Source organism: Streptomyces sp. NPDC087844 (assembly GCF_044742785.1).
Taxonomy (GTDB): Bacteria; Actinomycetota; Actinomycetes; order Streptomycetales; family Streptomycetaceae; genus Streptomyces.
In genome coordinates this window covers 395,633-422,269 of sequence record NZ_JBIUVD010000004.1, presented here as the reverse complement: position 1 = coordinate 422,269, position 26,637 = coordinate 395,633, and the positions used below count along the sequence as shown (strand labels likewise).

At 72.0% G+C, this 26,637-nt stretch carries 22 protein-coding genes and 2 pseudogenes; 10 read left to right on the top strand and 14 right to left on the bottom strand.

Annotation, left to right across the window (positions count from 1 at the left end):
* Window positions 1-41: 41 nt before the first annotated feature.
* Window positions 42-506: a GNAT family N-acetyltransferase gene (locus tag ACIOKD_RS11705; RefSeq protein WP_402081517.1), complete on the top strand. Its 465-nt coding sequence runs from the start codon at window positions 42-44 to the stop codon at window positions 504-506.
* 31 nt (window positions 507-537) lie between these two features.
* Here the strand turns inward: ACIOKD_RS11705 and ACIOKD_RS11700 are convergent, their stop codons facing one another.
* Window positions 538-672: a hypothetical protein gene (locus ACIOKD_RS11700; protein WP_402081514.1), complete on the bottom strand. Its 135-nt coding sequence runs from the start codon at window positions 670-672 to the stop codon at window positions 538-540.
* A 224-nt stretch (window positions 673-896) separates the two neighbouring features.
* Between ACIOKD_RS11700 and ACIOKD_RS11695 the strand changes: the two genes are divergently transcribed.
* Window positions 897-1,511 carry a class I SAM-dependent methyltransferase gene (locus ACIOKD_RS11695; RefSeq protein ID WP_402081511.1) on the top strand — a complete coding sequence of 205 codons (615 nt, stop codon included), beginning with the start codon at window positions 897-899 and terminating at the stop codon, window positions 1,509-1,511.
* Window positions 1,512-1,568: 57 nt separating this feature from the next.
* On the opposite strand, the gene ACIOKD_RS11690 is transcribed toward ACIOKD_RS11695, so the two are convergent.
* Together ACIOKD_RS11690 and ACIOKD_RS11685 are read right to left on the bottom strand one after the other, a co-directional pair.
* The gene (locus ACIOKD_RS11690) at window positions 1,569-2,117 is read right to left on the bottom strand and encodes a DUF402 domain-containing protein (protein WP_402081509.1); all 549 of its coding nucleotides are present in this window, start codon (window positions 2,115-2,117) and stop codon (window positions 1,569-1,571) included.
* Window positions 2,098-3,027: a GNAT family N-acetyltransferase gene (locus tag ACIOKD_RS11685; RefSeq protein ID WP_402081506.1), complete on the bottom strand. Its 930-nt coding sequence runs from the start codon at window positions 3,025-3,027 to the stop codon at window positions 2,098-2,100. The genes ACIOKD_RS11690 and ACIOKD_RS11685 overlap by 20 nt, the downstream gene beginning before the upstream one ends.
* Window positions 3,028-3,098: 71 nt before the next feature.
* Between ACIOKD_RS11685 and ACIOKD_RS11680 the strand changes: the two genes are divergently transcribed.
* Window positions 3,099-3,479, top strand: coding sequence for a GntR family transcriptional regulator (locus ACIOKD_RS11680; RefSeq protein WP_402081503.1), 381 nt, complete (start codon window positions 3,099-3,101; stop codon window positions 3,477-3,479).
* Between the two features lie 215 nt (window positions 3,480-3,694).
* Here ACIOKD_RS11680 and ACIOKD_RS11675 read toward each other — a convergent pair whose 3' ends face one another.
* Complete coding sequence (locus tag ACIOKD_RS11675) at window positions 3,695-4,789, bottom strand: DUF5925 domain-containing protein (protein WP_402081500.1); 1,095 nt, start codon at window positions 4,787-4,789, stop codon at window positions 3,695-3,697.
* Window positions 4,790-5,120: 331 nt separating this feature from the next.
* Entirely contained in the window at window positions 5,121-6,329 is a 1,209-nt protein-coding gene (locus ACIOKD_RS11670; protein WP_402081497.1) for a S8 family peptidase, read from the bottom strand.
* Between the two features lie 316 nt (window positions 6,330-6,645).
* Between ACIOKD_RS11670 and ACIOKD_RS11665 the strand changes: the two genes are divergently transcribed.
* Window positions 6,646-7,455 carry an SGNH/GDSL hydrolase family protein gene (locus ACIOKD_RS11665; RefSeq protein ID WP_402081495.1) on the top strand — a complete coding sequence of 270 codons (810 nt, stop codon included), beginning with the start codon at window positions 6,646-6,648 and terminating at the stop codon, window positions 7,453-7,455.
* Window positions 7,456-7,509: 54 nt separating this feature from the next.
* Here the strand turns inward: ACIOKD_RS11665 and ACIOKD_RS11660 are convergent, their stop codons facing one another.
* The 4 genes from ACIOKD_RS11660 to ACIOKD_RS11645 all read right to left on the bottom strand — a co-directional run bounded on the left by ACIOKD_RS11660 (window position 7,510) and on the right by ACIOKD_RS11645 (window position 14,067).
* Entirely contained in the window at window positions 7,510-9,204 is a 1,695-nt protein-coding gene (locus ACIOKD_RS11660) for a serine/threonine-protein kinase (RefSeq protein WP_402081492.1), read from the bottom strand.
* A gap of 43 nt (window positions 9,205-9,247) precedes the next feature.
* The gene (locus ACIOKD_RS11655) at window positions 9,248-10,726 is read right to left on the bottom strand and encodes a nickel transporter (RefSeq protein ID WP_402081741.1); all 1,479 of its coding nucleotides are present in this window, start codon (window positions 10,724-10,726) and stop codon (window positions 9,248-9,250) included.
* A 95-nt stretch (window positions 10,727-10,821) separates the two neighbouring features.
* Window positions 10,822-12,366 carry a tetratricopeptide repeat protein gene (locus ACIOKD_RS11650; RefSeq protein ID WP_402081490.1) on the bottom strand — a complete coding sequence of 515 codons (1,545 nt, stop codon included), beginning with the start codon at window positions 12,364-12,366 and terminating at the stop codon, window positions 10,822-10,824.
* 162 nt (window positions 12,367-12,528) lie between these two features.
* On the bottom strand, window positions 12,529-14,067 hold the full coding sequence (locus ACIOKD_RS11645; RefSeq protein WP_402081487.1) for a DUF4331 domain-containing protein: 1,539 nt from the start codon (window positions 14,065-14,067) through the stop codon (window positions 12,529-12,531).
* A 209-nt stretch (window positions 14,068-14,276) separates the two neighbouring features.
* Between ACIOKD_RS11645 and ACIOKD_RS11640 the strand changes: the two genes are divergently transcribed.
* The 3 genes from ACIOKD_RS11640 (at window position 14,277) to ACIOKD_RS11630 (ending at window position 16,034) form a co-directional block, all read left to right on the top strand.
* The gene (locus tag ACIOKD_RS11640) at window positions 14,277-14,867 is read left to right on the top strand and encodes a sigma-70 family RNA polymerase sigma factor (RefSeq protein WP_210890244.1); all 591 of its coding nucleotides are present in this window, start codon (window positions 14,277-14,279) and stop codon (window positions 14,865-14,867) included.
* Window positions 14,864-15,649, top strand: coding sequence for an anti-sigma factor domain-containing protein (locus ACIOKD_RS11635; protein ID WP_402081484.1), 786 nt, complete (start codon window positions 14,864-14,866; stop codon window positions 15,647-15,649). The genes ACIOKD_RS11640 and ACIOKD_RS11635 overlap by 4 nt, the downstream gene beginning before the upstream one ends.
* Before the next feature lie 115 nt (window positions 15,650-15,764).
* The gene (locus ACIOKD_RS11630) at window positions 15,765-16,034 is read left to right on the top strand and encodes a hypothetical protein (protein WP_107021126.1); all 270 of its coding nucleotides are present in this window, start codon (window positions 15,765-15,767) and stop codon (window positions 16,032-16,034) included.
* Between the two features lie 116 nt (window positions 16,035-16,150).
* On the opposite strand, the gene ACIOKD_RS11625 is transcribed toward ACIOKD_RS11630, so the two are convergent.
* From ACIOKD_RS11625 to hmgA, 5 genes and pseudogenes are all read right to left on the bottom strand, one after another.
* On the bottom strand, window positions 16,151-17,413 hold the full coding sequence (locus tag ACIOKD_RS11625; protein WP_402081480.1) for a CaiB/BaiF CoA transferase family protein: 1,263 nt from the start codon (window positions 17,411-17,413) through the stop codon (window positions 16,151-16,153).
* A gap of 64 nt (window positions 17,414-17,477) precedes the next feature.
* A pseudogene (locus tag ACIOKD_RS11620) lies at window positions 17,478-17,660 on the bottom strand (ABC transporter permease); the annotation flags it as partial.
* 94 nt (window positions 17,661-17,754) lie between these two features.
* Window positions 17,755-18,972, bottom strand: coding sequence for a type ISP restriction/modification enzyme (locus ACIOKD_RS11615; protein ID WP_402081738.1), 1,218 nt, complete (start codon window positions 18,970-18,972; stop codon window positions 17,755-17,757).
* Between the two features lie 41 nt (window positions 18,973-19,013).
* A complete protein-coding gene (locus tag ACIOKD_RS11610) occupies window positions 19,014-19,763 on the bottom strand; it encodes a GntR family transcriptional regulator (protein ID WP_402081478.1) in 750 nt (249 codons plus the stop codon).
* A 73-nt stretch (window positions 19,764-19,836) separates the two neighbouring features.
* A complete protein-coding gene (gene hmgA / locus ACIOKD_RS11605) occupies window positions 19,837-21,273 on the bottom strand; it encodes a homogentisate 1,2-dioxygenase (RefSeq protein WP_402081476.1) in 1,437 nt (478 codons plus the stop codon).
* Between the two features lie 283 nt (window positions 21,274-21,556).
* Between hmgA and ACIOKD_RS11600 the strand changes: the two are divergent.
* The 3 genes and pseudogenes from ACIOKD_RS11600 to ACIOKD_RS11590 all read left to right on the top strand — a co-directional run.
* Window positions 21,557-22,120: pseudogene (locus ACIOKD_RS11600) on the top strand (nuclear transport factor 2 family protein); the annotation flags it as partial.
* Window positions 22,121-23,034: 914 nt separating this feature from the next.
* Window positions 23,035-23,655: a TetR family transcriptional regulator gene (locus tag ACIOKD_RS11595; RefSeq protein WP_402081473.1), complete on the top strand. Its 621-nt coding sequence runs from the start codon at window positions 23,035-23,037 to the stop codon at window positions 23,653-23,655.
* A 552-nt stretch (window positions 23,656-24,207) separates the two neighbouring features.
* The gene (locus ACIOKD_RS11590; protein ID WP_402081470.1) at window positions 24,208-26,559 is read left to right on the top strand and encodes a molybdopterin oxidoreductase family protein; all 2,352 of its coding nucleotides are present in this window, start codon (window positions 24,208-24,210) and stop codon (window positions 26,557-26,559) included.
* Window positions 26,560-26,637 lie beyond the last annotated feature (78 nt).

The following is a 26,637-nucleotide window of genomic DNA, read 5'->3' as shown; positions in this document are numbered from 1 at the left end:
GGGAGTGCTGAGACTGGGCTCAGGTAGGTACCGTTCCGGTCATGACAGACAACTCGCCGGAACCGGGGATCCGGCCGGCCGTCGTCGCCGACGTGCCCGCCGTGCGGGCCGTGACCGATGCGGCCTACCACCCCTACGTCGAGCGCATCGGGGCCGTGCCGCAGCCCATGCGGGCGGACCACGCGGCCGGGGTCGCCGCGGGACGGGTGTTCGTCATGGGGGAGCCGGTGGTCGGGCTCGTCGTGATCGAGGCGCACGAGGACCATCTGTTCCTCGACAGCGTCGCCGTCCGCCCGGACGCCCACGGGCAGGGCGTGGGACGGCGGCTGCTCGCCTTCGTGGACGCGCACGCGCGGGCGCTGGGACTGCCCGAGGTCAGGCTGTACACGAACGCGATGATGTGGGAGAACCAGCGGCTCTATCCGCGGTACGGGTACGAACTCGTGGAGCGCCGCGTGGACGGCCCCTACGACCGGCTCCACTACCGCAAGTGGCTCGCGCCCTGACCGCCCCGACCGCCCCGTGTCCCGGGGGCACTCACCCGTCCGGCCACCAGGTGCGACGGATGTCCTTCCGGACTTCCGGACGCTCGGCCGGACGCTGGTCGGCCTCTTCCCGTACCCGACGGGAGTCCGACTTCTTGAGGGACTTCTGCATGGTCGTACGGCGCACAGGGGCCTCCCTTGCGGCTGGTCCGCCGAGTACCGCGTTCTCACGGTGACAGACCATTTCCGGGAGGGTGACTCATCGGTCGCCGCTTGTCAGTGGCGGCTGTCACGTTTCATCAATGAGTCCACATGTCGGACATCTTGTCGGTTTGTACTAAAGGATGGCGCCGGGTGGGGCCCGGACCCGGGTGCCGGTCCGTTGTCAGTGGCGGGTGCCACTCTGGGTGCATGACGAGTAACAGCACTGGTGGGAAGCGGTCCGGCGTCGACTGGGACGTGCAGGCCGACACCTTCGACGACGAGCCGGATCACGGACTGCGGGATCCCGCCGTGCGCGAGGCATGGGCGGCCAGACTGCGTGGCTGGCTGCCCCGCGGCCCCTCCGACGTGCTCGATCTGGGCTGCGGCACGGGCAGCCTGTCGCTCCTCGCGTCCGAGGCGCGGCACCGGGTCACCGGCGTCGACCTCTCGGCCCGCATGGTCGGGCTGGCCCGCGCCAAACTGGCCGGCCGCGACGCCGCGTTCCTGGTCGGTGACGCGGCGGCCCCGCCCGTCGGGGAGCAGCGGTTCGACGTCGTCCTCGTCCGCCATGTGCTGTGGACGCTGCCCGAGCCCGGCCGCGTCCTGCGGCACTGGCGCGGGCTGCTGCGCCCCGGTGGACGGCTCGTCCTCATCGAGGGCTTCTGGGGGGCGGTGAGCCCGGTCGGCATACCCGCCGACCGGCTGAAGGCTCTGCTCGCGCCCCTCGCAAAGGACGTGCGCCTGGAGCGGTTGTCGGACGACTCCCAGTTGTGGGGCCGGGAGGTGGGGGACGAGCGGTACGCGGTGATCGCTGTGCCGTGAGGTGATCGCTGTGCGGTGAGGGGGCGCTGTGCGGTGAGGGGAACGGGGTGGCAGTGGCTAGGTCAGCAGTGCTTCGAAGCCGCCTTCGCGGGCGCGGAGTTCGAGTTCGTCCAGGGCGGCCCGCGCGGCGGACGCGGCCCGTGGATCGGAGGTCTCCAGTCCGCTCGCCGCGAACTCGTCCTCGTCCAGCCGCAGTACGGTCCCGCCGTCGGCGGAGCGCCACAGGTCCAGGTCGAGATCCTCGCAGACCACCTCGCCCGGGGTGACGCCGGCCGGGCGCGCGATGTCGCAGTACCAGCCCTTGAGCGCGCCCTCGGCGTTCCGGACCTCCTTCACCGCGTACCAGCGGTCGCGCCAGTAGTGCTCCGTGAAGACGTCGCCCGGCTCGAAGCGCACGAAGCCGAAGTCGCGGACGCCGGCCCCCGCCCAGGCGGCGCGGACGACGACGTGCGTCCCGTCGTCGTGGAGCAGGTCGGCCGGATACCGGATCTTCGTACGGCCCGCCTTGACCAGGACGATGTCCACGGTGTCCGGGGCGACTGGGGTGGCGTCCACCGTCTCCGGCGCGGCGGACCGGGGGGAGGGATCAGCCGGGTTCGCGGACATGCTGTACCTCCGTGGCGCAGATCTCGTAACCGAACCACTTGTTGATCGCGAGCATCGGGGCGTTGCCCGAGTCGTTGCCCGTGAACGCCGAGGTATAGCCGGCGGCGCGGGCGCGGTGCAGGGAGTCGGCCTTGGCGAGCTTGGCGAGGCCGCGTCCGCGGTGGGCGCGGGCCGTGCCGGTCATCACCGTGCCGTAGCGGGTGCCGCCGTCGGTGCGGGCGGCGCTGAACGCGGCGGGCCGGCCGTCGACGACCGCTACGGAGGTCAGCTCGTGGCTGAGGAGCGGGTGGTGCCAGGTCTCCCTCAGCCACGCCTCGTAGTCGGTGAACTCGTGGGCGATGTCGCTCGGTTCGTCCGCGAGCGTCTCCGCGTCCAGGCCGAAGAGGGGGCGCGGGTCGTCGGCGAAGTCCGCCGCCGTGCGCAGCTCCACACCCACGGGCGGCTGACGGCGCGGCGGCAGAGGGCTGTTCGCCAGGTCGAGACGGAGGAAGTGCGCGGAGCGGCTCGCGCGATAGCCGCGCCGCTCGGCGAAGGACCGGTTCGCCGGCTCGTCGAGGACCCAGGCGAAGAGCTTCTTCGCGGACACCTGCGCGAGATGTTCCTCGGCGGTCCGTACGAGCAGCGAGCCGGCGCCGCGGCCCCGGCGCTCCGGGTGCACGTACACGTTCAGATAACCCTGGCCCGGTTGCGGGCTGTCGTACACGACGCCCGTGTTGGCCGTGCCGATGAGTTCGCCGTCCTCCTCGGCGACCAACGGCCGGAAACGCGCGTCGGGGTGGGCGTGTGTGACGTCGTGGAGGACGGACTCCGGGGTGGAGAGCATGTAGGGGAGTGCCAGACGCCGGATGTGCGAGAAGCCTTCGGCGTCCTCGGCATCCTCGGTGCGGAGGTCGCGGACGATCACAGTCATGGAATCGCACGCTACGCGCGGGGTGCGGCAGGCCGCCTCTCATTTTCCGGCCGGTGCGGGACAATCAACGGGTGACGTTGAAGATCGACATCGATGACGGTACGGGGATTGCGCCCTACGAGCAGGTGCGCGCCCAGATCTCCGAGCAGGCGCGGGCCGGGGCGCTGCCGGTGGGGTACCGGCTGCCGACCGTACGGGGGTTGGCCGAGGAGCTCGGTCTCGCCGCCAACACGGTCGCCAAGGCCTACCGGGCGCTTGAGTCGGACGGGGTCATCGAGACGCGGGGGCGCAACGGCACGGTTGTCGCCGCCGCGGGCTCGGCGGCCGACCGGGAAGCCGCGTCGGCCGCACAGGCCTACGCCGAGCGCGTACGGCGGCTCGGGCTGTCCGAGGCCGCCGCCCTCGACGCGGCACGGGATGCGCTGCGCGCGGCTTACGGAGGATCCGGCTGACGGTGGGGCGCGGCGGCGTCGGCCCCCGTGCCCGCCCTTCGTGCCCGCCCTTCGTGCCCGACTCTCGCGCCCGGCCGCCGGGGGCGGGGGCGGGGCGGTGGCCGGGGGTTCGCACAGTTCGGGCGGGGGCGGATAGGGGACCGCCGGGGTGCGCCGCGGTGGTTGCTCGCCGTCGCGGCGGGGAGTTGGGCCGCGCCCGTACAGGTGGTCGGGGGTTACAGGTACAAGCCCGCCTCCGTGTCGCCTCGTTGGCCGGGGACCGAGGTGGGAGTGGTACCCCGGCGCAGGGCGTACAGCTCGGCCAGGGTCGCGCCGTCGCGGCCCAGGCCCTCCTCCGTGCCGAGCCATGCCGTGGACTCCCGGCGGGTCAGCGGGCCGATCTCGATGCGCGCGAGGCAACGGCCGGGGCGGACCACCGCGGGGTGCAGGCGCTCCAGGTCCTCGTTGGTCGTGACACCCACGAGGACGTTGCGGCCCTGGCCCAGCAGTCCGTCCGTGAGGTTCAGCAGCCGCGAGAGCGCCTGACCCGCCGTGTGCTTGGCCTCGCCGCGGATCAGTTCGTCGCAGTCCTCAAGGAGGAGCAGCCGCCAGCGCCCCTTCCCCGAGCCGTCCTCCTCGCCGATGGCGATGTCCATCAGATAACCGACGTCGGAGAACAGCCGTTCCGGGTCCAGGACGCAGTCCACCTGGCACCAGTCCCGCCACGAGCGCGCCAGCGTACGCAGCGCCGAGGTCTTGCCCGTGCCCGGCGGACCGTGCAGCAACAGCAGCCGGCCCGCGATGTCCTCGGGGGTGGTCTTCATCAGGCCGTCCATGGCGTCCGCCACCGGCGCCGTGTAGTTGCCGCGCACCTCTTCCCACGTACCCGCCGAGATCTGCCGGGTCGTGCGGTGCGGGCCGCGCCGCGGTGACACGTACCAGAACCCCATGGTCACGTTCTCCGGCTGCGGTTCGGGCTCGTCGGCCGCGCCGTCCGTGGCCTGGCCGAGGACCTTCTCGGCGAGCTCCTCGCTGGTCGCGGTGACCGTCACGTCGGCACCGCGGTTCCAGCGCGACACGAGCAGCGTCCAGCCGTCGCCCTCCGCGAGCGTCGCGCTGCGGTCGTCGTCGCGGGCGGAACGCAACACCCGGGCGCCGGGCGGCACGAGGGTGACCCCGGACCGTACGCGGTCGATGTTCGCCGAGTGGGAGTGCGGCTGCTCGCCCGTCGCGAAGCGGCCGAGGAACAGCGCGTCGACGACGTCCGACGGTGAGTCGCTGTCGTCGACGTTGAGCCGGATCGGCAGAGCGTCGTGCGGGTTGGCAGACATGCCGACATGATCCGTCACACGGACGCCCCGTGCATCCGGTTTCCGCGTTGCGTCCGCCGGCGTCCACGGGTGTCCACGGGTGTCCACGAGCGGATGGTCCGGAAGCTGTTCCGCCGTCGACGCGCGCGGTCAAGTCCTGTGGCGGCTGCGGGCCGGCGGGGGTGGCCGCGCCGTTGCCCGCGCCGCTGAAGACAAAGACTGCGCCGTTCCCCGCGCCCCTGAAGACAAAGACTGCGCCGTTCCCCGCGCCCCTGAAGACAAAGACAAAAGACTGCGCAGCTCCCCGCCCCCCCCGGGATGGGGGACAGGGAGCTGCCTGTGGTGGGAGGGGTTACGGGACTATCTTCAGGAGGCGGTTGGGGGAACCCGTGCCGGGGGACGTGACCTTGCCGGTGGTCGCGCCGTTCACCAGGGCCGTCGAGACCTGGGCAGGGGTGGCCGAGGTGTGCCCGGCCAGATACACCGCCGCCGCGCCCGCGACATGCGGCGTGGCCATCGACGTACCGGAGATCGTGCTCGTCGCGGTGTCACTGGTGTTCCAGCCCGCAGTGATCGACGAGCCGGGAGCGAAGATGTCCAGCACCGAGCCGTAGTTGGAGTAGCTGGCCTTCGCGTCCGTGCTGGTCGTGGCGCCGACCGTGATCGCCGCGGCCACCCGCGCCGGCGAGTACGAGGAGGCGTTGGCACTGCTGTTGCCCGCCGCGACCGCGTAGGTCACCCCGCTCGCGATGGAGTTGGACACCGCGGTGTCCAGCGTGGAGGACGCGCCGCCGCCGAGCGACAGGTTGGCCACCGAGGGACCGCTGTGGTTCGCGGTCACCCAGTTGATGCCGGCGATGACGCCCGCCGTGGTGCCGGAACCGGCGTTGTCGAGCACGCGGACCGCCACGATCTTCGCCTTCTTGGCGATGCCGTAGGTCGAGCCCGCGATGGTCGTGGCGACGTGCGTGCCGTGACCGTTGCCGTCCGAGGCGACGGTGTCGCCGTCCACGGCGTCGTACCCGTAGGCGGCCCGCCCGCTGATCTGGGAGTGCGTGATGCGCACGCCGGTGTCGATGACGTACGCCGTCACGCCGGTGCCCGCCGAGTCCGGGTAGGTGTACGTGCCGGAGAGCGGCAGCGACGCCTGGTCGGAGCGGTCCAGGCCCCAGGGGGCGTTGGACTGGGTGGTGTCGCTCGCACGCACGGTCTGGTTCTGCTCGACCGCGGCCACCGACGGGTCGGTGGCGAGTCTGCGGGCCTCAGCCGCGGAGAGGTTCGCCGAGTAGCCGTTCAGCGCGGCGCCGAACGTCTTCGCGACGGTGCCGCCGTACTCCTTGATGAGGCTCTTGCCCTGGGCCGACGAGGCCTTGAAGCCGGCGCCCTTCTTGAGCGTGACGATGTAGCTGTCCTTGACGGCGGTGGGGGAGTCCGCCGCCAGGACCCGGCCCTCGGCCGGCGCGGCCTGGGCGGGGAGCGCGGTGACGGCGCCCAGCAGGGCGGCGGTCACGACGGAGGTCGCCGCGGCGATCCGGATCTTCTTGCTACGCAGTTGTGCCATTACGAGGGTTCCTCCTCATAGGCGGCGCGCGCCTGGGATGGGGCGCGCGTCTGTGGGGGGTGCGCACGTGATTGCGCGCACAGCCAGGAGCGTCGCGTTCCGCTACCGGTTGAGACATCAGCGTGATCGATCTACGGGCGTAGCTCAAGGGAGTTGGGGGTATGTCACATGTCTGTCATGAGCGCGCAATCGAACGTGCGGTGAACGCCAGGAAGAACTACCTGCCTGTCCAGGAAAGTCTTGGCATGAGCACTTCCTGCCGCCACGCGTGGCTGGTACCAAAGTCACGGCAGAGAACCTGCTATAGGGAGGTTCCATGAGACGTTTCCGACTTACGGCATACGTGACTTCACTTCTCCTCGCCGCCGCCTTCGCCCTCACCGGGGCAGCGACGGCCCAGGCGTCCCAACAAGCCGCCGCCACGGGCTATGTGGCCCTCGGCGACTCCTACTCCTCCGGCGTCGGCGCGGGCGGCTACATCAGCTCCAGCGGCGACTGCAAGCGCAGCACGAAGGCCTACCCCTACCTCTGGGCGGCCGCGCACTCACCCTCGTCCTTCGACTTCACGGCTTGCTCGGGCGCTCGTACGGGTGATGTTCTGGCGAACCAGCTGAGCCCGCTCAACTCCGGCACCGGCCTCGTCTCGATCTCCGTCGGCGGCAACGACGCCGGTTTCTCCGACGTCATGACGACCTGCGTCCTGCAGTCCGACAGTGCCTGCGTCGCCCGCGTCAACACGGCGAAGGCGTACGTCGACTCGACACTCCCCGGCAAGCTCGACTCGGTCTACTCGGCGATCAGCGCCAAGGCTCCGGCGGCCCAGGTGGTCGTCCTGGGCTACCCCCGCTTCTACAAGCTGAGCGGCAGCTGCCTGGCCGGTCTCTCCGAGACGGAACGGGCCGCCATCAACGGCGCCGCCGACTACCTGGACAGCGCCATCGCCAAGCGCGCCGCCGACCACGGCTTCACGTTCGGCGACGTACGCCCCACCTTCACCAACCACGAGATCTGCTCCGGCAGCGCCTGGCTGCACAGCGTCAACTGGTTGAACATCGGCGAGTCCTACCACCCGACCGCCCCCGGCCAGTCGGGCGGCTACCTGCCCGTCTTCACCGCCGCGGCCTGACCGACGCCGCACCCTGACCAACGTCGCAGCAGCCTGATCACCACCGCGGCCTGATCAACCCCGCGCCCTGAGCGCCCCGTTCGGGGCCAGTGCCTGGGGAGAACCGGAGTCGGAGGTCCCGCCCGTCGGGGCCTCCGTCTCGCAGGTGACCGAGAAGGGCACCTGGTTCGACTTCGTCTGCCGCGGGCTGCGGACCTCCACACCGATCTTGTTCGTGAGCGTCCCGGACGTGTCGTACGTCGTCAGGACGACCGTGTTCTGCTTGGTCTTCCCGCCGCCCTGCGGGAACGAGAGGGTCTTCCAGCCCGGGTCGGACACCTCGCCGGTCTCCGTCACCCAGCGGTACTGCACATCGACCGGTACGACGCCCACGGTGAACGTCGCCGTGAAGGTCGGAGCCCCCGCCTCGGGCGGCGGGCAGGCGCCGGTGTAGTCGGTGTGCGAGCCCGAGACCGTCACCTTCACGGACTGGGTGGGCGCGGGCGTCGTACCCCCGCCGCCCGTGGTCGAGCCGTCGTTCGACCCGCTCGTACCGGAGTTCTCCGTCGTCGAGCCGCCGTCGGTGCCGCTCCCGTCGGTCCCGCCGCTGTCGTCCCCGCCCGTCGAACCGCCGCTGGTGGTCCCGCCGTTCGAGCCGTTGGCTCCGTTCCCCCCGTCGCCTCCGTCGTCGCGGTTGATCAGCGCGTAGCTCAGGCCCGCGATGGCCAGGGCGAGAGCGGCCAGGCCCGCGATCATCACGATCATGGCGCGCCGCGGGCGAGCGGGCCGCGAGGTCGTCGTCGTGGCGGTCGGAGTCCGCCGCGAGTCGGGGGAGGCGGGCGAGTACGCCGGGACCGGGGCCGGCCCGGTCGCGTCCCGCTGGTCCGGCTGGGGGAACGCCGCCACCGTCGGCGAGTAGGGGACGGTGCCCGTACGCGGTGTGCCGCCGGCCGAGACGAGCCGGAGATCCCGCTCGGCGTCCTCGGCCGACACCCGCTCAGCCGGGTCCTTGCGCAGCAGCCCCTCGATGACCGGAGCGAGCGGACCCGCCCGGAGCGGTGGCGGCAACTCCTCGTCGACGACCGCGCGCAGAGTGCTGAGCGGGGTGTTCTGACGGAACGGCGAGTTGCCCTCGACTGCCGCGTACAGAAGCACACCGAGCGACCACAGGTCGGACTCGGGTCCCGGCGTACGCCCGAGCGCCCTTTCCGGGGCGAGGAACTCGGGCGAGCCGATCACCTCGCCGGTCATCGTGAGCGCCGAACTGCCCTCGACCGTGGCGATGCCGAAGTCGGTGAGCACGACACGGCCGTCGTTCGACAGCAGCACGTTGCCGGGCTTCACGTCGCGGTGCAGGACCCCCGCCCCGTGCGCGGCCCGCAGCGCGGCGAGCACCTCCGCGCCGATGTGGGCGGCGCGCTGCGGGGACATCGGGCCCTCGGCGTCCAGCGCGTCGGACAGCGCGATCCCGCGGATCAGCTCCATCACGATCCACGGGCGGCCGTCCTCCGTCGCCACGTCGTAGACCGTCACCACGTTGCGGTTCGAGATCCGGGCCGCGGCCCACGCCTCACGCTCCAGACGCGCGTACATCCGCTCGGCGTCGGGGCCCGGCAGCCCGCCCGGGGCCCGTACCTCCTTGACGGCGACCTCGCGGTGCAGCACCTCGTCGCGGGCCCGCCACACCGTCCCCATCCCGCCCTCGCCCAGCGGCGAGAGAAGACGGTAGCGGCCCGCGATCACGCGTTCACTGCTTGGCTCTTCGGACACGGTCGTCCCCCATTCGCATCCGCACGATTCTGAACAAAGTAGCTCAACCGAGTGCGGTTGCAGCCCCCTTGAACACCAAACCGGCCCCAAGGGCCACCACGACGAACGCGGATCCGAGAGGTGTGGCCCGCCGGACCAGCGCCGCGGTCTTCCCGCCCGACCAGCGGGCACCGTTCTCGATGGCCTTCGCGACCCTGCTGCCGACCTTCACCACGGCGAACCCGGCCGCCGTGAGGGTGAGCGCGAGCCCGACTCCGTACGCCAGGACGAGCAGCAGCCCGAACCAGGCCTTGCCGAGCGCCGCCGCGCCGACGAGCACGACGACGGCGGAGGGGCTGGGGACGAGACCTCCCGCGAAGCCGAGAAGAAGCGTGTCCTTGACCTTGAGAGCAGGGGCGTGCGAGTGAGTGTGCGGGTGGGGGTGCGCATGCCCGTGCTCATGCCCGTGTGCATGCCCGTGCCCGTGTGCGTGCTCGTCCCCGTGGCTGTGCGCAGGACCGGGGCCGTGGCTGTGCGAGTGGGAGTGGCCGTGCCCGTGTCCGCGCTGCTGCCAGGCCCGTCGTACGAGGGTCGCGCCGGCCACCGTGACGATGACGCCGCTCGTCACGCCCAGCCAGGCGATCACCGAGGGCGTCGCCGCCGAACCGGCGGTGACCAGGACGCCCAGGGCGACCACGCCGAGTGTGTGGGTGACGGTCACGGAGGCGGCGAGCGGCAGCACGTCACGCATCGTGGCGTTGCCGCGGGCGGCGGCCGTGGCGGCCATGATGGTCTTGCCGTGTCCCGGAGCCAGCGCGTGCAGCGCGCCGAGCAGCACGGCGATGCCCAGGGCGAGCGCGGCGAAGCCCGCGGTCAGGTCGTGGCGGGAGACCAGGTCGTCCAGCGCGCGGGTGAAGCGGTCGGCGCCGCGCGGCAGCACGGAGGAGGCGGGCGCGTCGGCGTTCTCCTCGACGAGCGCGGGACCCCCGGGGCGCACCCGCAGCGAGGCGGACGCCGTGTCAGCCGGGGACGACAGCAACTTCGCGGGATACTCGCTCAGTTCACCCGATACGGACTTCTCGGGTACGTCGGAGGAGGTGAGCGTCGTCCGGTCGCCGCGTGCCGTGACCTCGCGCCAGCCCGGCCCGTCGTCCACGGAGGCGCGGAAGCGCAGCGCCAGGTTCCCGTCGGGCAGCGGAGCCGTCCAACGGCACTCCACCCGGAGTGTCTTGAGGCCGGCCTGTCCGGGCCGTACCCGGGCACGGCTCTCGCCGGCGGTCAGCGCGACGGGCTGCCCGCCCACGGTCACCCGGCTCTTCCCGGCCGCCGTCTCGCACCGCTCCCGCGCCCAACTCCCCTTACCCGCCTTGTCGATGGCGGGCTGTGCCTGCGTCGCAGGGATCTCCGCCAGGTCCTCCACGTGCAGGACCCGCAGCTTTCCGGGCGCGACGACGAGACCGTCGTACCGGTTGACGGTGAAGTTTCCCAGCGGGTGCGCCGAGGCCGTCCCGGAGGGGATCAGCACGAGCGCGCAGGCGGCCATGAGCACGGCCACGCAGGACCCGTACGCGCGGCGGCGCACGGACGTCCGCCGGTTCTGGGCGAGGCGGGAGCGGAGTCCGCGCAGGGTGAAGGTGCTCACCGCGCACCGCCCAGGGCGGTCAGCGCCTTCTTGGCCTGCTTCGCGCCCACCGGCGAGAAGCCCGGGTTGAGTGCGAGGGCCGACGACAGGCCGGCACGGGCCTCCTTCTCATGGCCCGTGGCGCGTTCGATCATGCCGCGGTGGTAGAGGAACGTGGCGTCGCGGTAGCCGGTCGCCGTGGCGCGCCGGGCGTAGGACAGGGCCTCGTCGTCACGGCCGTTGACGTGCAGGGCCCAGGCGAGCGCGTCCGCGGTGTGCACGGTGTGCCGGCGCTCCCACTCGGCACGGGCGGCGCGCAGGGCGGCCTTGGGGTCGCCGTGGTCCGCCGCCGCGAGGGCGGTGTCCAGATCGGCGTTGACGCCGTGGGCGCGGGCCAGCGAGGTCCAGGCGTCGACCAGCGCGTACTGGTCGCGGGCCTTCGCAGGGTCCTGTTCGCCGTCGCGTGCCTCGTACAGCTCGCCGAGCACGACCAGGGGTCCTGGCAGCGGGAAGCGCGCCACGACCTCCTCCATCCCGCGGATGGCGGCTGCCCGGTCACCGTTCGCGGCCTGCGCGCGGGCCCGTCCTTCCAGCGCCGGCAGATAGGTCCCGTCGGCCCGCAGAGCCCGCTCGTAGTACTTCAGCGCCGCCGCGTACTCGCCCTCGCGCCAGGAGAGCTGGCCCAGCGAACCCGCCACGTACGCGATGTCCCCGGGCGCGGTGGCACCGGACAGCGCCTGCTTCAGGACGCGGCGTGCCGTCGCGATGTCGCCGCGCAGCTCACGCACATAGGCGTACCGGGTGAAGACCGGAACGCCCGGGCGGCGGGAGTCGGCCTCGTCGGCGGCCTTCGCCGCCTCCTTGTAGCGGCCCAGTTCGACCAGGGCGTCGATGCGCACCGACAACGCGCGCTCGTTGAAGGCGTTCTCGTCCAGTGCCTTCTCCGCGTAGGCCAGCGCCTCGGGGAACTCGTGCCGGGCCGCGGCCAGCGCCGCCCGGCCCGCCAGCGCCGGATCGTTGTCGGGGGTCAGCTTCAGCGACCGCTCCAGCGCGCGCTGCGCCTGCGGATAGCGGGACGGGTCGCCGTTGGTACGGGCCTGCTCGACATAGGCCATGCCCAGCGTGGCCCACCCGCCGGAGTCCTTGGGCTGCGCCTTGAGATGGGACTGCAGTGCGGAGATGCCCGAAGCCAGGCTGCCGCCCGCCAGCAGTTCGGGGTCGAGGCCGGGCGCGGACGACACCGTGCCCGTGTCGTCGCCGGCCCTGTCGCCCAGCACCACGGCCCCCGCGGTCATCGCGACGGCGAGAGCGACGGCGCAGGCCGCGAGCCGCGGCACCCGGGACCGCGCGGATCCCCGGCGCTCCCCGGGCACGGGCAGATCGGTCCCGGCTGTCCCTGCCGTCCCAACGGTCCCTGCCGTCTCGGCCGCCCCTGCCGTCTCGGCCGCCCCTGCCGTCTCGGCCGCCCCTGCCGCTTCGGCCGGCGTGGCCGTCTCGGCCGGGGCGGCAGCCTCGTCGACGAGGTTCCTCTCCTGCGCGTCGTCGTTGCTCCGCGGGGACATTGCGCTCTCCTCAATCGCCATGCGGGAAAAGTGGTTCTCGTACTGAATGAATGCGGTGGATGCGGTGGATGCGGTGGGTGGCGCGGCCCGCGCGCCGTGGGGGACGGTTACGCACGGACCGCGCCGGCCAGGGGTGTGGATCAGCTGCCGGTCAGGCGCGGATCAGTAGGCCCGACGGCGGCCGCGCCACCAGAGCAGACCCGTGCCGACGAGCAGGAAGCCGGCCGCGCCCGAGGCCGCCGAGACGGTGATCAGCGTGGTGTCGTCCATACCGCCCGTGCCGGTCGTGCCGGCGGGCTGCAGCGCGTCACCGAGCTGGTTGCGCACGTCGTTGGTGCCGGTCGTGCCCTTGGCCAGCGGTCCGCGCGAACCCGAGGTCGGCTGACCGACGTACGGGAACGCCTTCTCGAACTTCACGTCGTTCTTGTCGACCGCGTCGCCCAGGTCGTTCTTGGCGCCGACCAGTTCGCCCTCGACGACCTGCAGCGCGATGTCCAGCACGTCGTCGCCGAGGCGGCGGCCGTTCGGGAAGCCCGCGTTGTCGCCGTCCAGGACACCGAGACGCTTCTCCTCGGCGGCCGGCTCGGTGGAGGTGTTGAGACGCAGCATCTCCGAAGGGCGTACGTTCGGCGGCTGGTTGAGGCCCTCGACGCCCTTCAGGAACACGTCGACCAGGTCGTTGCGGGGCTCGTCGGGCGCCTCGATCTTGTAGATCGCCTCGATGAGCTTCGGCAGCTCGGGCTCGGTGACGTTCTTCAGGAAGTCACCGTCGTTCCAGGGCGCGGACGCGTTGAACTTGTCCTTGTCCTTGATCGGGTTGACGACCTCGTTCACCAGCGGCATGCCGAGACGCGAGACCTGCCGGTAGTGACCGCTCGCGTTCTTGCGCTGCGTCGTCGACCAGATGCCCACGATCGGCTGTTCGGCCGACTCCTGGATCACGTCGTTCGGGAGCTGGAGGGCGACGGAGTTGACGTTGTAACCCTTGAGGGTGTCGTTGCCGACCTCGGACAGGTTCCCGCCGTACAGCAGGTCGAAGACCCGCAGATCGAGGAAGAACGGGTCGTCCGCCTGGCCGGCGAACGTGGTCGCCCCGCCCGGCAGTTCGTGCACGGCCTGGGAACGGAGCTTGGCGTAGTCCGGCATGGACGCCTTGCCGACGTTCGACGGCGCGACATCCACGTCGTCCGCGTACTTCGTCTTCTTGACCAGGTGCTGGTCCTTGAGCTGCAGCAGGTCTATGTCGTACGTCTGCGTGATGTTGAGGTCCGGGTCGTCGAGGCTCTCGACCGGGCCGGTGTTGTACAGGAAGGTCTTGTCGTTCTTGACGTGCGTCTCGAACGTGTAGCGGAAGACCAGTTCGCCCTGCGCGTCACCGTTGTTGTCGATGTGCAGGTCGTACTGCGCGTCCTCCGCGAACGGGAAGAAGTTCGGTCCGCCGGCCGGCTCCTCGAACGGGATCCAGTTGGCGATGATGGTCGTCGTATCCGGTTTGTCGGGGCTCGCGAACGCGTACACGTCCGTGTTGTCGTACTGCGGCTGCCCCGAGATGAGCGGAGCCTCCCGGTGACTTGAGGCGCTCGCCGCCCCCGGTTCGAGCGCGGTCACGCCGACGGCCGCGAGCCCGCCGGTGGCCAGCGCACCGCAGACAAGGGTCGCGAGGCTCCTGCGTCCCACGAACCCGCTGGTGAAAGGTGTCATGCCGTCCGTCCTCTGTCCCAAAGCTGTGTTCCGGCGGTGATGTGGCGGGAGCGACCTGTCGACCGGTCCGCTCCCACGCTCGTACCGCGTCGGTGGGTGATGCCTGATGCACGCCATTCGGAGCCGGGGGGAAGAAGGATTGGTTCGGGATCCACCCGCGTTTTCGAGCGGTTGATCCGTAACCCCATCCGACGGCGTTCCTGCGCCGAATACGTGAGGACGGGACGAGCCGTTCAGACCGGCGAAGGGGGAAACGGGTGGAGGCGGACGAACTTCTGGTGCTCGTGGCCGGAGGCGACCAGAAGGCCTTCGAGGATCTGTACGCCCTGGTGTCCGGGCCGGTCTTCGGGCTGGTGCGCCGCGTGGTGCGGGATCCGGCCCAGTCCGAGGAGGTGGCGCAGGAGGTGCTTCTCGAACTCTGGCGGTCCGCCGCGCGCTACGACCCCGGCCGCGGCACCGCGCTCGCCTGGGTCCTCACCCTCGCGCACCGCAGGGCGGTCGACCGGGTCCGCAGCGCCCGCTCCGCCACGGAACGCGAACTGCGCATGGCCCGGCGGGCGAACGGCCCCGCCTTCGACCATGTCGCCGAGGAGGTCGAGGCCGGCCTCGAACGGGAATGGGTACGCCGCTGCCTGGACCGGCTCACCGCCCTGCAACGGCAGTCCGTCACCCTCGCCTACTACGACGGGTACACCTACCGTGAAGTGGCCGAACGGCTCTCCCTGCCGCTCGGCACGGTCAAGACCCGCATGCGCGACGGGCTCACGCGGCTGCGCGACTGCCTCGGAGGTGTCGCATGAGCAGCGTCTTCCGCCGAGGCGAACTGCACTCGCTGGCCGCCCCGTACGCCCTCGACGCCCTGGAACCCCATGAGCACAAGCGATTCGAGAAGCACCTGAGGCGCTGCGACAGCTGCGCCGCCGAAGTGCGCGCCCTGCGCGAGGACGCGGTCCGTCTCGCCTGGTCCACCGCCGCCCCGGCCCCCGCCGCGATGCGCGACCGGGTCCTGACGGCCATCCGCACGACCCCTCAGGAGCCGGCGCCCGCGGAAACCCCGGCACGCGCGCGCGTGGAACGGCCGCCCTCCCGCGCCCGCCGCTCACCCTTCTCGGCCTTCCTCATCCCGCTGGCCTCCACCACGGCCGCCGCCGCTCTCGTCGTCGCCGCGCTCTTCGGCATGCAGGCGTCCCGAACACAGGACCAACTCGCCGAACAGAAGGCGCAGGCACGTGAGATCGCCCACGTTCTCGCGGCGCCGGACGCGCGGTCGGGCACCGGCCGGGACGCGAACGGTCAGGGCATCGGAGTCGTCGCGTCCGCCTCGCAGCACACCGCCGTCGTCACCTCGGCCGGCCTCGGGACACCCACGAACAAGAGAGTCCACCAGTTGTGGCTCATGCGACCGGAGGGGAAACCGCGCTCTCTGGGGCTCCTCGACGGCGACACGCCCTTGATCGCCACCGGACTGGACACGGACGCGACCTCACTCGCTGTCACCGTCGAGCCGTCCGGGGGCTCCCGGCAGCCCACCACCGCACCGGTTGTCCAACTCGCCCTGGAATCGCTCGGATTCGGAGAGTAATCGTCAACCCCCTTACCGGGTAGGTGAATCCCGTGCCCGGGATACACGAGTGTGATGAGGGAGCGATAGGGTTAACCTGCCCGGGCCGGGTGCCCTCGTATGGGTGGGGAGTGACATGGAACAGATAACAGTGCGTGGCAGGGCGCGAGTCCCTGCGATCACGTGTGGGAGCAGCGCGACCAGTTCGCGCCTCGACCGCCATCTTTCGGTGATGGGTGGCCCTGCCATCCCTCAGCGCGAGGCGGCCGAGGCGACGTCCCTGATGCGTGAACTGACCGCACGTGACACCGCGCACGACCGCACCGGCAGGAGTGCGCGAGTGAGGCGGGTCTCGCTCTTCGCACCGCTGCGCCGGCTGCGCCGTTCCCTGTTCGGCGGTCGCTGACAGGCGACCCCGGTCGCTGAGAGGCGGCCGAAACCGAGCAGGACCAGCGGAACCAGAATCAGTAGGAACAGCGGAATCAGCAGGACCAGCAGGACCAGCAGAACCCCGACCCGCGCTCAGGCGGACACACCGTCCCGGCGCAGTGCTGCGATCTCATCGTCCGTCATCCCCACGGCACGCAGCACCGCCTCGGTGTGTTCCCCGAGTGCGGGTACGGGCCCCATCCTCGCCGTGACCCCGCCCGGCAGCGTGATCGGCGGCAGAAGAGCTCGCAGCGGCCCGACCGGCGACTGAACATCCCGCCACCGGTCCCTGGCCGCCAGCTGCGGATGCTCCGCCACTTCCGACACGTCCCTCAGCAGCGCGCAGGCGATCCCGGCCGCCTCAAGACGCGCCACCGCCTCCTCCGCGGTGAGCGCCGCCAGCGCCGTGGCGACCAGCTCGTCGGTGCGGTCCCGGTTCTCGACCCGGGCCGCGTTCGTCGCGTACGCCGGATCGTGGGCCAGCTCCGGACGCTCCAGCACCTGTTCGGCGAGGCGGCGCCACTCCCGGTCGTTCTGCACCGACAACAGCACCCTCCCGCGATCACCCGTCGGATAGCCGTCGTACGGGGCGATGACGGCGTGCGCGAGTCCGGTGCGCGCCGGGGGAGTGCCTCCGTGCATCGCATGGTGCAGGGGATGCCCCATCCACTCGGCCAGCGCGTCCAGCATCGCCACCTCCACCGGCCCGCCGCGCCCGGTCGTCCCGCGCCGCACCAGTGCCGCGAGCACCCCCGAGAACGCGTACATCGCCGCCGCGATGTCGGCCGCCGGAATGCCCGCCTTGACCGGCTGCCCGGCCGTCCCGGTCACGGACACAAGACCCGCCTCGCACTGCACGAGCATGTCGTACGCGCGTTTGCCGGCGTAGGGCCCCGAGGGCCCGTAGCCCGAGATGTCCACGGCGATCAGCCGCGGGTGCGCGGCGCACAGGGTGGCCGCGTCGAGGCCGAGCCGTGCGGCGGCGCCCTGCGCGAGGTTCTGCACGAAGACGTCGGCGCCGGCCACCAGACGGCGCACCACGTCGAGGCCGCGCGGGTCCTTCAGGTCGAGGGCGACGGACTCCTTGCCGCGGTTGCACCACACGAAGTGCGAGGCGAGCCCGGCGGCCGCGGTGTCGTAGCCGCGTGCGAAGTCGCCGCCGTCGAGGCGCTCGACCTTGATCACCCGCGCCCCCAGATCGGCGAGCTGCCGGGTGGCGAAGGGCGCGGCGACGGCCTGCTCGACGGCGACGACGGTGATGCCCTCCAGGGGCAGGGGCAGAGGCAGAGGCTGGGGCTGGGGCAGGGGCAGGGGCGGAGGCTGGGGTTGGGGTTGGGGCAGGGGTTGCGGCTCCATGCGGGGGATCATGACCCGCGGGCGGCGGCTTTGTCATGCGTGGGCTGAGGGGCGGGGTGAACGGTCAGCGTCCGCCGTTCGCGTACTGGCGGACGGCGAGCGGCATGAACACCGCGATGAGGACGGCGCACCAGGCCGGCGAGCCCGCGACGGGGTGCGTCACCGGCCAGGCGCCGTCGGTCGGCACGGGCGCGTTGCCGAACAGGTCCCGCGGGGCCGTGGTGACCGCTGAAAGACTGCGCCGTTCCCAGCGCCCCTATAGAGATCGCGCCGTTGCCCGCGTCCCCGGACGGCGGAAGGCTGCGCCGTTCTTCGTGCCCCCCGGGGGGGGAGGTGGGTGGTCAGAGTAGGGTGCGTTGGCCCTCTGGGCCCTCCTCCTGGTGGGTCAGGACCGAGGCTGGGGTGCGGGTGGTGGGGGGTGGGGGGAGTATGCCTGCCTTGTGTAGGTCTGTTGCGGTGATGGGTGTTGTCCGTAGTGGCAACTCCGCTCGCTTTGCGCGCAGTTCGGCGAGCAGGGTCAGGATCGTCACCAGTTCCAGGAGGTCGGAGGTCCAGGTCTGGGGCCAGGTCGTGGGGCGGACGGCCTCCAGCGTGCCGGGCCCGGGGCGGGTGATCCGGCTGCCGAACCACTGGTCCAGGACGCGGACGCCGCCGACCTCGAAGTCCCAGGCCGTGGGCGGGACGGGGGAGATGCGGCCCTCGTCGAGGTGGAGGGTCTCCTCCTCGCGTTCGTAGCGCGGTTCGACCGGGAAGGGCGGGAGCGGGGCCCGTACGTACGGGCGGCGTCCGCCGGGGAGCTTGGGGCGCTCGCCGTCGCGGCGCATCAGCCACAGCATGCGGTGGCCCAACTCAGTACCTCGCGCCCACAGTTCGGGATCGGCGGTGAGGGGGACGGCCACCCCGCCCGGTCCCCGGCCGGCGACCGCGACCGCCCAGGCGAGGACGTCGAGCGGGGCGGGGGGATGGCCGAGCCGCTCGGCCAGGAGGTCCAGCAGGCCCGGTGCCAGGTTCGGTTCGAGGCCACCGGGGCGTCGGTACAGGGGGTGAACGAGGCCGGGGCGGGCGACTGGGGCCGCCCTCGCCCCGGGGGTCCTCGGCTGCGGCGGGACCATCGGCAGCACCGACGCGACGAGGAGCGCCGGTCCGTCGGGCGAGGGCGGCTGCTCGACCGCGAACACCTGGTGCTCGTCGGCCACCCGCCACAGCTCAGGACGCGCCGCGTCGATCAGCCGGTGGTCCGGGATCAGCCACTGCTCGTCGAACGGGCCGGTCTGGACCCGGACCGGTTCCGCGCAGGGGCCCGAGGCGCGCACCAGCCGGCCCGTACCGGAGGACTGGCCGGGCAGTTGCCCCACGGCCGAGTGCAGGGTCCGCGAGCGGGTGGCGCCGAACAACGCCTCGCGGTCGGGCCCCTCGGCCTTCACCAGGGCGTCCCACCGTGCCCTCAGGGACGCCGCGTCGGGCGCCGCCGGCCACGCCCGGCCCAGCCGGGGAGGTGCGACGGACCACGGCATGAGGTCCGCGAGCAGCGGAGCGTCGTCGTGGGTCACGTTCGGAATCGTACGACGTGGCCCGTGGCGGGCGATTGGGTCCCGCACGGTCAGTGGGCGTCGAGGGTGACCGTGAACGAGAAACGGTCGCCCCGGTAGTGGATGCGGACCACGTCCAGCGCCCGGCCGTCCGCGCCGTGCACGACGCCCGTGTAGTGCAGGATCGGGCTCAGCAGCGGGACCTGGAGCAGCCGGGCGGTCTCCGGGTCGGCGAGCCGCGCCTCGACGGTGTCGGTGATCTGGCCGATCCGCGCCCCCGCGACATCCCGCAGGACCTTCGTCATGGGCCAGCGGACCAGATCCTCCGGGTCGAACAGGGCCGCCAGTTCCGGCCGGACGTAGTTGCGTGCGTGGTTGGTCGGCTCACCGGTCTTCTCGTCGCTGCGCAGCCGGTGGTACGTGGCCACCTCCGCCAGATCCGGGAAGTACGCGGAGAGTTCACCGGACACGGGCTCGCTGCCGTGGTCGAGGAGCTCCGTCGTCATGCCCGACTGCTGGGCCACGATGGCGTCCACCGAGCCGAGGAGGCGGACCGGCGCGCCCCGCAGGGCGCTCGGCTCGATGAATGTGCCGCGTCTGCGGTGCCGCGTGATGAGCCCCTCGTCCTCCAGCTCCTTGAGCGCCTGCCGCATGGTCAGCACGCTCACCCCGTAGTGCTCCGCCAACTGTTCCTCGGTGGGCAGGCGCAGCGGATCCTGCGTGGACCGCCCGAGTATCGAGGCGCGCAGGGACTGCGACACCTGATACCAGAGCGGCAGCTTGCGGTTCAGGACGATCGAGTCCGGCGCGAAGGAGGTCACGAGGGTATCCGTACCGGTCGCGGGCGTTCGGTGCAACGGGTGGCCGCGGAGGGGCCCGGGGCCCCCAGCACTCTCACGGCCGGTCGCCCGGCCGGAAGTGCCGCTGAAACCCGCGCCACACGTCGTCGTACGCCGTCTGCAGATGCCCGGCGCGAGCGGCCTGCGCGGTGGCGGTGATCGGCCAGCGGGTCTCGAACATGAAGGCCAGACCGTCGTCGACCTTCTGCGGTCGCAGCTCGGCGGCGCTGGCCCGCTCGAAGGTCTCCCGGTCGGGGCCGTGCGCGGACATCATGTTGTGCAGCGAACCGCCGCCCGGCACGAAACCCTCCGCCTTCGCGTCGTACGCGCCTTCGATGAGCCCCATGTACTCGCTCATCACGTTCCGGTGGAAGTAGGGCGGCCGGAAGGTGTCCTCACCCACGAGCCAGCGCGGCGCGAAGACCACGAAGTCGACCCCGGCGAGGCCCGGAGTGTCGGACGGCGACGTCAGCACGGTGAAGATCGAAGGGTCGGGATGGTCGTAGCTGATGGTGCCGATCACATTGAAAAGGCGCAGATCGTAGGTGTACGGCACATGGTTGCCGTGCCAGGCGACGACATCGAGCGGCGAGTGGTCGTATGTCGCCGTCCAGAGGTTGCCGCAGAACTTGTTGACCACTTCCACGGGTCCCGCCACGGGCCCCGCCACGTGCCCTCCGCGCCCGGCATCCCCTTCGCCCCCTTCGCCCCCTTCGTCCTCGTACGCGGCGACCGGTGCGCGGAAGTCCCGCGGGTTGGCGAGACCGTTGGCGCCGATCGGGCCGAGGTCGGGGAGCTGGAAGGGCGCCCCGTAGTTCTCGCACACGTACCCCCGGGCGGTCGGGCCGGCCGCAGGGTCCGGCCCGTCGTCGGACACGTCGCCCAGCAGCTCCACACGGAAGCGCACCCCACGGGGAATCAGCGCCACATGTCCCGGCTCCACATGCAGCAGCCCGAACTCGGTGCGCAGCAGCAGCCCGCCGTGCTCGGGCACGATCAGCAGCTCGCCGTCGGCGTCGCTGAACACCCGCCGCATCGAGGAGTTGGCGTGATACAGGTGCACGGCCATGCCGGTGCGCCGCGTGACGTCGCCGTTGCCGCCGAGGGTCCACAGGCCCGCCAGGAAGTCGGTGCCCGGCGCCGGCTCCGGCAGGGGGTTCCAGCGCAGCCGGTTCGGGTCCGGCACCGACTCGGTGAAGGGGGCCGAGCGCAGGGTGCCGTTGTCGGTGCGGGTGAACGCGGGGTGCGCGGCCGACGGGCGGATCCGGTAGAGCCACGAGCGGCGGTTGTGCGCCCGCGGCTCGGTGAACGCCGACCCGCTCAGCTGTTCCGCGTACAGCCCGAGCGGGACCCGCTGCGGTGAGTTGCGGCCGTGCGGGAGTGCGCCCGGGACCGCCTCCGAACTGTGTTCGTTGCCGAACCCGGAGAGATACGTCAGCGCCTCGGCGGTCTTCCGCAGTGCCGATGCGCCGTTGCGCGCGTCCCCGCTCATGTGGTCTCGCTCCCTCGTTCTGATTCCTATGCATCACCGTAGGATTCGGTGAATCGGTGCGCAAGGGGGAGGGGGCCGGGGTCGGCGGGAGGAGGCGTTATCGCGCCAGTGCCGCCGAGGTGGCCAAGAGTGGTGCCCAAGGGCCCGGCTCGGCCCAAGGACCCGGCTCAGCCCAAGGACCCGACTTAACCCAAGGACCCGGCTTAACCCAAGGACCCGGCTTAACCCAAGAACCCGACTCAAGGGGGATCCGGCTGTCGGAGCGGTGCTCTAATCTCCCGGCATGTCGTGGACGCGCGCATTCCTCACCGCGCTCGCGGTCTGTGCCCTGTTCGGTGCTCTGCTCGTCGGAGCGACGGGTTGCGGGTCCGACGGCGCGCGCGAGGGCGACGAAGCCAGACCGTCACCGGTGGGCAAGGTGCTGAAGGACACGGACGAGGAGGGGCGGCACTACCGTGAGATCGACAAGAAGAGCGCACCCGAGGTCGAGATCGAGATACAGCCCGCCGTGGACGGGGACGCCGACGACGCCGACAGTGCCGACGACGGCTGGGACGTCCGGCTGACCGTCCGCGACTTCCGCTTCTCGCCGGCCGGCACGGAGAAGAAGGCCGAACCGGGCCGCGGTTACGCGCTGCTCCGGCTGGACGACCGTCCCCTGTCCCTGCTCCGGGGCCCGGACCACCACCTCGCGGGCGACGTCGTCCCGCGCGGCACCCATCGGGTGACGGTGCGCCTGCACGCCGACGACGACACGGTGTGGGCCGTCGACGGAAAGCCCGTCGCCGGCACGGCCGACATCACGGTGTCCGACCCGGGGCCCACACCGGACACCCGGCCGACGACGGGCGGGCCACCGTCCGCGACCACGACGACCAACGGTTCGGCACCATCGATGGCCTCGGCACCATCGGCACCATCGGCACCATCGACGGCCTCGACGGGTGGCTGGGCTACAAAGGGCGGGGGCGCGTTGTCGATAGCGTTCCCGGTGGGTGAGGCGGCCCTGGCTGTCCCGGCGGGTGACGCACATCCCCCGGCCCCGCCGCCAGGCGCCGCACTGTCCGTGGCGCCTTCTGTCGAGGGTCCGCTGCCGGGGCCCCGGCGGGCGGTCCGATACTCCTGACCGCGCGGGCAACAGGCTCGTCGCTGTCGGCAGTCTCGCCAAGTGTCCCGGCGCTGCTGTCCGCCCCGGCCGATGGTCCGCCGCTCTTTCCGCTCCGGCAGTCCTGGCCGGCGACCCCGGGCCTTCTGCTTCCGCCCGCAGGCGGTGCCTGACCTGCACCGTCTGCGGGCGGTGGGGGCACGACGTGCGGTACTCGCGTTGCGGCTGGGCGCGCCCCGGAGGTCACCGTGAGTGGTGGCGGACAGCTTGCGGCCTTCGCGGGCGGCAACGCGGCCCGCGGCCTCTGCCGCCCCGGCGTCGGCGCACCGCCTGCGACTTCACCGGGCGACGCGGCTTGCGGTCTCCGTGGACGGCGGCGCACGGCCCAGGGGCCCGCGATCAGCGCCACACGCCTCATGCGGGGCAGGACCGGCGCCTCCACCGGGCGGTGGGGGACAACCTGTGGCTGATGTGGGTGCTGGCGTGTGGCTTGCGGCCTCCGCGACCGGCGGCGCACGCCCCGCGACCAGCGCCGTACGCCGCGCCGCCCCAGCCCAGCGTGCCCGTGGCAAGCCGCACGCGTCGTTGGATGAGTGGTACGGGCACCGACTTCGTACCCAAGGGCACGGTTCACCGGACCCCGGCGGAAAGGCATCATGAAGCCCGTGCCCCATGCGACCTCGCTGCGCCGCGCGCCCGTCCAGCGCCGTAGCGCCGAACGACTCACCCGTATTCTCGACGCCTGCGCCGACCTCCTGGACGAGGTCGGCTACGACGCCCTGAGCACCCGCGCGGTCGCCCTGCGCGCCGGAGTGCCCATAGGGTCCGTCTACCGGTTCTTCGGCAACAAGCGGGCCATGGTCGACGCGCTCGCCCAGCGCAACCTGGACATCTATACCGACCGTGTCACCCACCGACTCCAGGGAACCGGCCGCGGAGCGGGCTGGCGGGTGGCCATGGACGCGGTTCTCGACGAGTACCTCGCGATGAAGCGCACCGCACCCGGCTTCTCCCTCGTCGACTTCGGCAACCAGATACCCGTCGGCACCCGCGACGCCGAGCCCAACACCCGCGTCGCCGACCGGCTGACCGACATGCTCTCCGTGTATCTCGACCGCGCCCCCGACGAGGACCTCCGGCGTACCTTCCTCATCGCCGTCGAGGCCGCCGACACCCTCGTTCAGCTGGCCTTCCGCCTCGACCCGGCGGGCGACGAGCGGGTCATAGACGAGACACGAGAGCTGCTCCGGGCGTATCTCTCGCGCTCGCTCGACTGATCCGCTGTGCGGCGGGGCCGGGATGAGCTGTGCTGCGCTGCTGTACTGCCGATCCGCGCATCCGCGCATCCGCGCATCCACCGATCGGTACGACGCGCGCTCCTCCCGCCAACCCGCCCCCCCGACTCCGGGATACGCGAACATCCGCAGCCCGCAGCCCGCAGCCCGCAGCCCGCAGCCCGCAGCCCGCAGCCCGCAGCCCGCAGCCCGCAGCCCGCAGCCCGCAGCCCGCAGCCGAACTCCGGACCCCGGACCTGAACTCCGGACCCCGGCCCAGGGACCTGAACTCCGGACCCCGGACCTCGGACCCCGGACCCCGGACCCGGACCCCGGACCCCGGACCCCGGACCCCGGACCCTGGACCCGGACCCGGACCCGGACCCTGGACCCGGACCCGGACCCCGGACCCCGAACCCGGGCCGAGCCCGCCCCACTCACCCGCTCGCGGATTTACGACCCGACCCCCGCACCCCCTCCCCACCGTCCATACCGGTCGGTATGCTCGGCCCGGTCAGAGCGCCACCGTTGTCGCCATTTCCTTCGGGAGGACCCGTGTCCACCACCGCCGACTCCCGCACAGCCCTGCGCATCTGCCCGCTCTGCGAGGCCACCTGCGGGCTGACGCTCACCATCGAGGGGACCCGGGTGACGAGCGCGCGCGGGGACCGTGACGATGTGTTCAGCCAGGGGTTCATCTGTCCGAAGGGGGCGTCGTTCGGGGCCGCCGACGGTGACCCGGACCGCCTGCGCACCCCACTCGTGCGCAAGGACGGCGAGCTGCGCGAAGCCACCTGGCAGGAGGCCTTCGACGCCGTCGCCGCCGGACTGCGACCGGTCGTCGAGCGGTACGGGCCGCACTCCGTCGGAGTCGTCCTCGGCAACCCGAACGTGCACACCATGGCAGGCGCCCTCTACCCGGCCGCCCTGCTCTCAGGGCTCGGCACGCGCAGCGTCTTCACCGCGTCCACCGTCGACCAGATGCCCAAGCACGTCTCCAGCGGTCTCCTCTACGGCGACGCCAACGCGATCCCCGTACCCGATCTCGACCACACCGACCACCTGCTGCTGATCGGCGCCAACCCCCTGGAGTCCAACGGGAGTCTGTGCACCGCACCCGACTTCCCCGGCAAACTCAAGGCCCTCAAGGCGCGCGGCGGCACCCTCACGGTCATCGACCCCCGCCGCACCCGCACCGCCAAGCTCGCCGACCGGCACGTCGCCGTCCGCCCCGGCACCGACGCCCTGCTCCTCGCGGCCATGGCGTACGTCCTCTTCGACGAGCAGCTCACCGACCTCGGTGAGCTGACCGAGCTGGTCCAGGGGCTCGACGGACTCCGCGACGCCGTACGCGACTTCACCCCCGAGGCCGCCGCCGAGGCATGCGACGTCGACGCCGATACGATCCGGGCGCTCGCCCGTGAACTCGCCGCCGCGCCCACCGCCGCCGTATACGGCCGCATCGGCAGCTGCACCGTCCCGCACGGCACCCTCGCCAGCTGGCTGGTCGACGTCCTCAACATCCTCACCGGCAACCTCGACCGGCCCGGCGGCGCCCTCTTCCCGCAAGCAGCCACCGACCGCACGCCCCGCCCCGCGGGACCCGGCCGCGGCTTCGCACTCGGCCGCTGGCACAGCCGCGTCAGCCGCCACCCGGAAGCCAAGGGCGAACTGCCGCTCGCCGCGCTCGCCGAGGAGATCGACACCGCGACCGATACCGCGGCCGATACCGAGGCCGATACCGCGGCCGATACCGCGACCGTCACCGCGACCGTCACCGCGGCCGATACCGCGGCCAACCGCGTGACCGCCGAGGGCGAACCGATCCGCGCCCTCGTCGTCATCGCCGCCAACCCCGTCCTCTCCGCCCCCGACGGCGACCGCCTCGACAAGGCCCTCGACTCGCTCGACTTCATGGTCAGCGTCGACCCGTACCTGAACGAGACCTCGCGCCACGCCCACGTCGTGCTGCCACCGCCCCCGCCCTCGCAGAGCCCGCACCACGACTTCGCCTTCAACACCCTCGCCGTACGCAATCAGGTCCGTTACACCAGGGCCGCCGTTCCGCTGGAACCCGGCAGGATGGCCGAGACGGAGATCCTCGCCCGGCTCGTCCTCGCCGCGACCGGCATGCACGGCGCCGACCCTTCCGCCGTGGACACCCTGGTCATCGACCAGACCCTCGGCAAGGCCGTCAAGGAACCGCACTCCCCGGTGCACGGCCGCGACCCCCTCGAACTCGCCGCCGCCCTCACCGGTGACACCGGCCCCGAGCGCCGCCTCGACATGATGCTGCGCCTGGGCCCGTACGGCGACGGATTCGGCGCCCGCCCCGACGGCCTGAACCTGGAGACGTTGCTGGCCGCGCCCCACGGCATCGACCTCGGGCCGCTCCGGTCCCGCCTGCCGGGCCCCCTCAAGACCCGCAGCGGCCTCGTCGAACTGCTTCCCCAGCCGCTCGCCGACGACCTCCCGCGGCTCAGGGACGCCCTCCGGCAGCGTCCCGACGGCCTCGTCCTGGTCGGCCGCCGCCATCTACGGTCCAACAACAGCTGGATGCACAACATCCCCGCCCTCACCGGCGGCACCAACCGCTGCACCCTGCACATCCACCCCGACGACGCCGAACGCCTCGGCGTCGGCGACGGGGCACCCGTACGCGTGAAGGGCGCCGGGGGAGAGGTCGTCGCCCCCGCCGAGGTCACCGACTCCGTGCGACGCGGCGTCGTGAGCCTGCCGCACGGCTGGGGACACGACCGGCCCGGCACCCGGCTGCACCACGCCACCGCGGACCCCGGCGTCAACGTCAACCAGCTCCTGGACGGCAGCCTGCTCGACCCGCTGTCGGGCACCGCGGTCCTCAACGGCGTACCCATCGATGTCGCGCCGGCAGGCACAATGCCGTGAACGACTGCGAACGACTGCGAACGGCTGTGACCAGGAGTTTTGCGCTTATTGCTCTCGTGTCAACATCTTGTTAAGACT

Excerpts from the sequence above, each read along its gene's own strand:
- ACIOKD_RS11685 (WP_402081506.1), bottom strand. The coding sequence starts at position 3,027 with ATGACTGTGATCGTCCGCGACCTCCGCACCGAGGATGCCGAGGACGCC.
- ACIOKD_RS11645 (WP_402081487.1), bottom strand. The coding sequence starts at position 14,067 with ATGACACCTTTCACCAGCGGGTTCGTGGGACGCAGGAGCCTCGCGACC.
- ACIOKD_RS11695 (WP_402081511.1), top strand. The coding sequence starts at position 897 with ATGACGAGTAACAGCACTGGTGGGAAGCGGTCCGGCGTCGACTGGGAC.
- ACIOKD_RS11665 (WP_402081495.1), top strand. The coding sequence starts at position 6,646 with ATGAGACGTTTCCGACTTACGGCATACGTGACTTCACTTCTCCTCGCC.
- ACIOKD_RS11705 (WP_402081517.1), top strand. The coding sequence starts at position 42 with ATGACAGACAACTCGCCGGAACCGGGGATCCGGCCGGCCGTCGTCGCC.
- ACIOKD_RS11655 (WP_402081741.1), bottom strand. The coding sequence starts at position 10,726 with ATGGCCGCCTGCGCGCTCGTGCTGATCCCCTCCGGGACGGCCTCGGCG.
- ACIOKD_RS11690 (WP_402081509.1), bottom strand. The coding sequence starts at position 2,117 with ATGTCCGCGAACCCGGCTGATCCCTCCCCCCGGTCCGCCGCGCCGGAG.
- ACIOKD_RS11635 (WP_402081484.1), top strand. The coding sequence starts at position 14,864 with ATGAGCAGCGTCTTCCGCCGAGGCGAACTGCACTCGCTGGCCGCCCCG.
- ACIOKD_RS11650 (WP_402081490.1), bottom strand. The coding sequence starts at position 12,366 with ATGTCCCCGCGGAGCAACGACGACGCGCAGGAGAGGAACCTCGTCGAC.
- ACIOKD_RS11670 (WP_402081497.1), bottom strand. The coding sequence starts at position 6,329 with ATGGCACAACTGCGTAGCAAGAAGATCCGGATCGCCGCGGCGACCTCC.
- ACIOKD_RS11675 (WP_402081500.1), bottom strand. The coding sequence starts at position 4,789 with ATGTCTGCCAACCCGCACGACGCTCTGCCGATCCGGCTCAACGTCGAC.
- ACIOKD_RS11625 (WP_402081480.1), bottom strand. The coding sequence starts at position 17,413 with ATGGAGCCGCAACCCCTGCCCCAACCCCAACCCCAGCCTCCGCCCCTG.
- ACIOKD_RS11595 (WP_402081473.1), top strand. The coding sequence starts at position 23,035 with ATGAAGCCCGTGCCCCATGCGACCTCGCTGCGCCGCGCGCCCGTCCAG.
- ACIOKD_RS11630 (WP_107021126.1), top strand. The coding sequence starts at position 15,765 with ATGGAACAGATAACAGTGCGTGGCAGGGCGCGAGTCCCTGCGATCACG.
- hmgA (WP_402081476.1), bottom strand. The coding sequence starts at position 21,273 with ATGAGCGGGGACGCGCGCAACGGCGCATCGGCACTGCGGAAGACCGCC.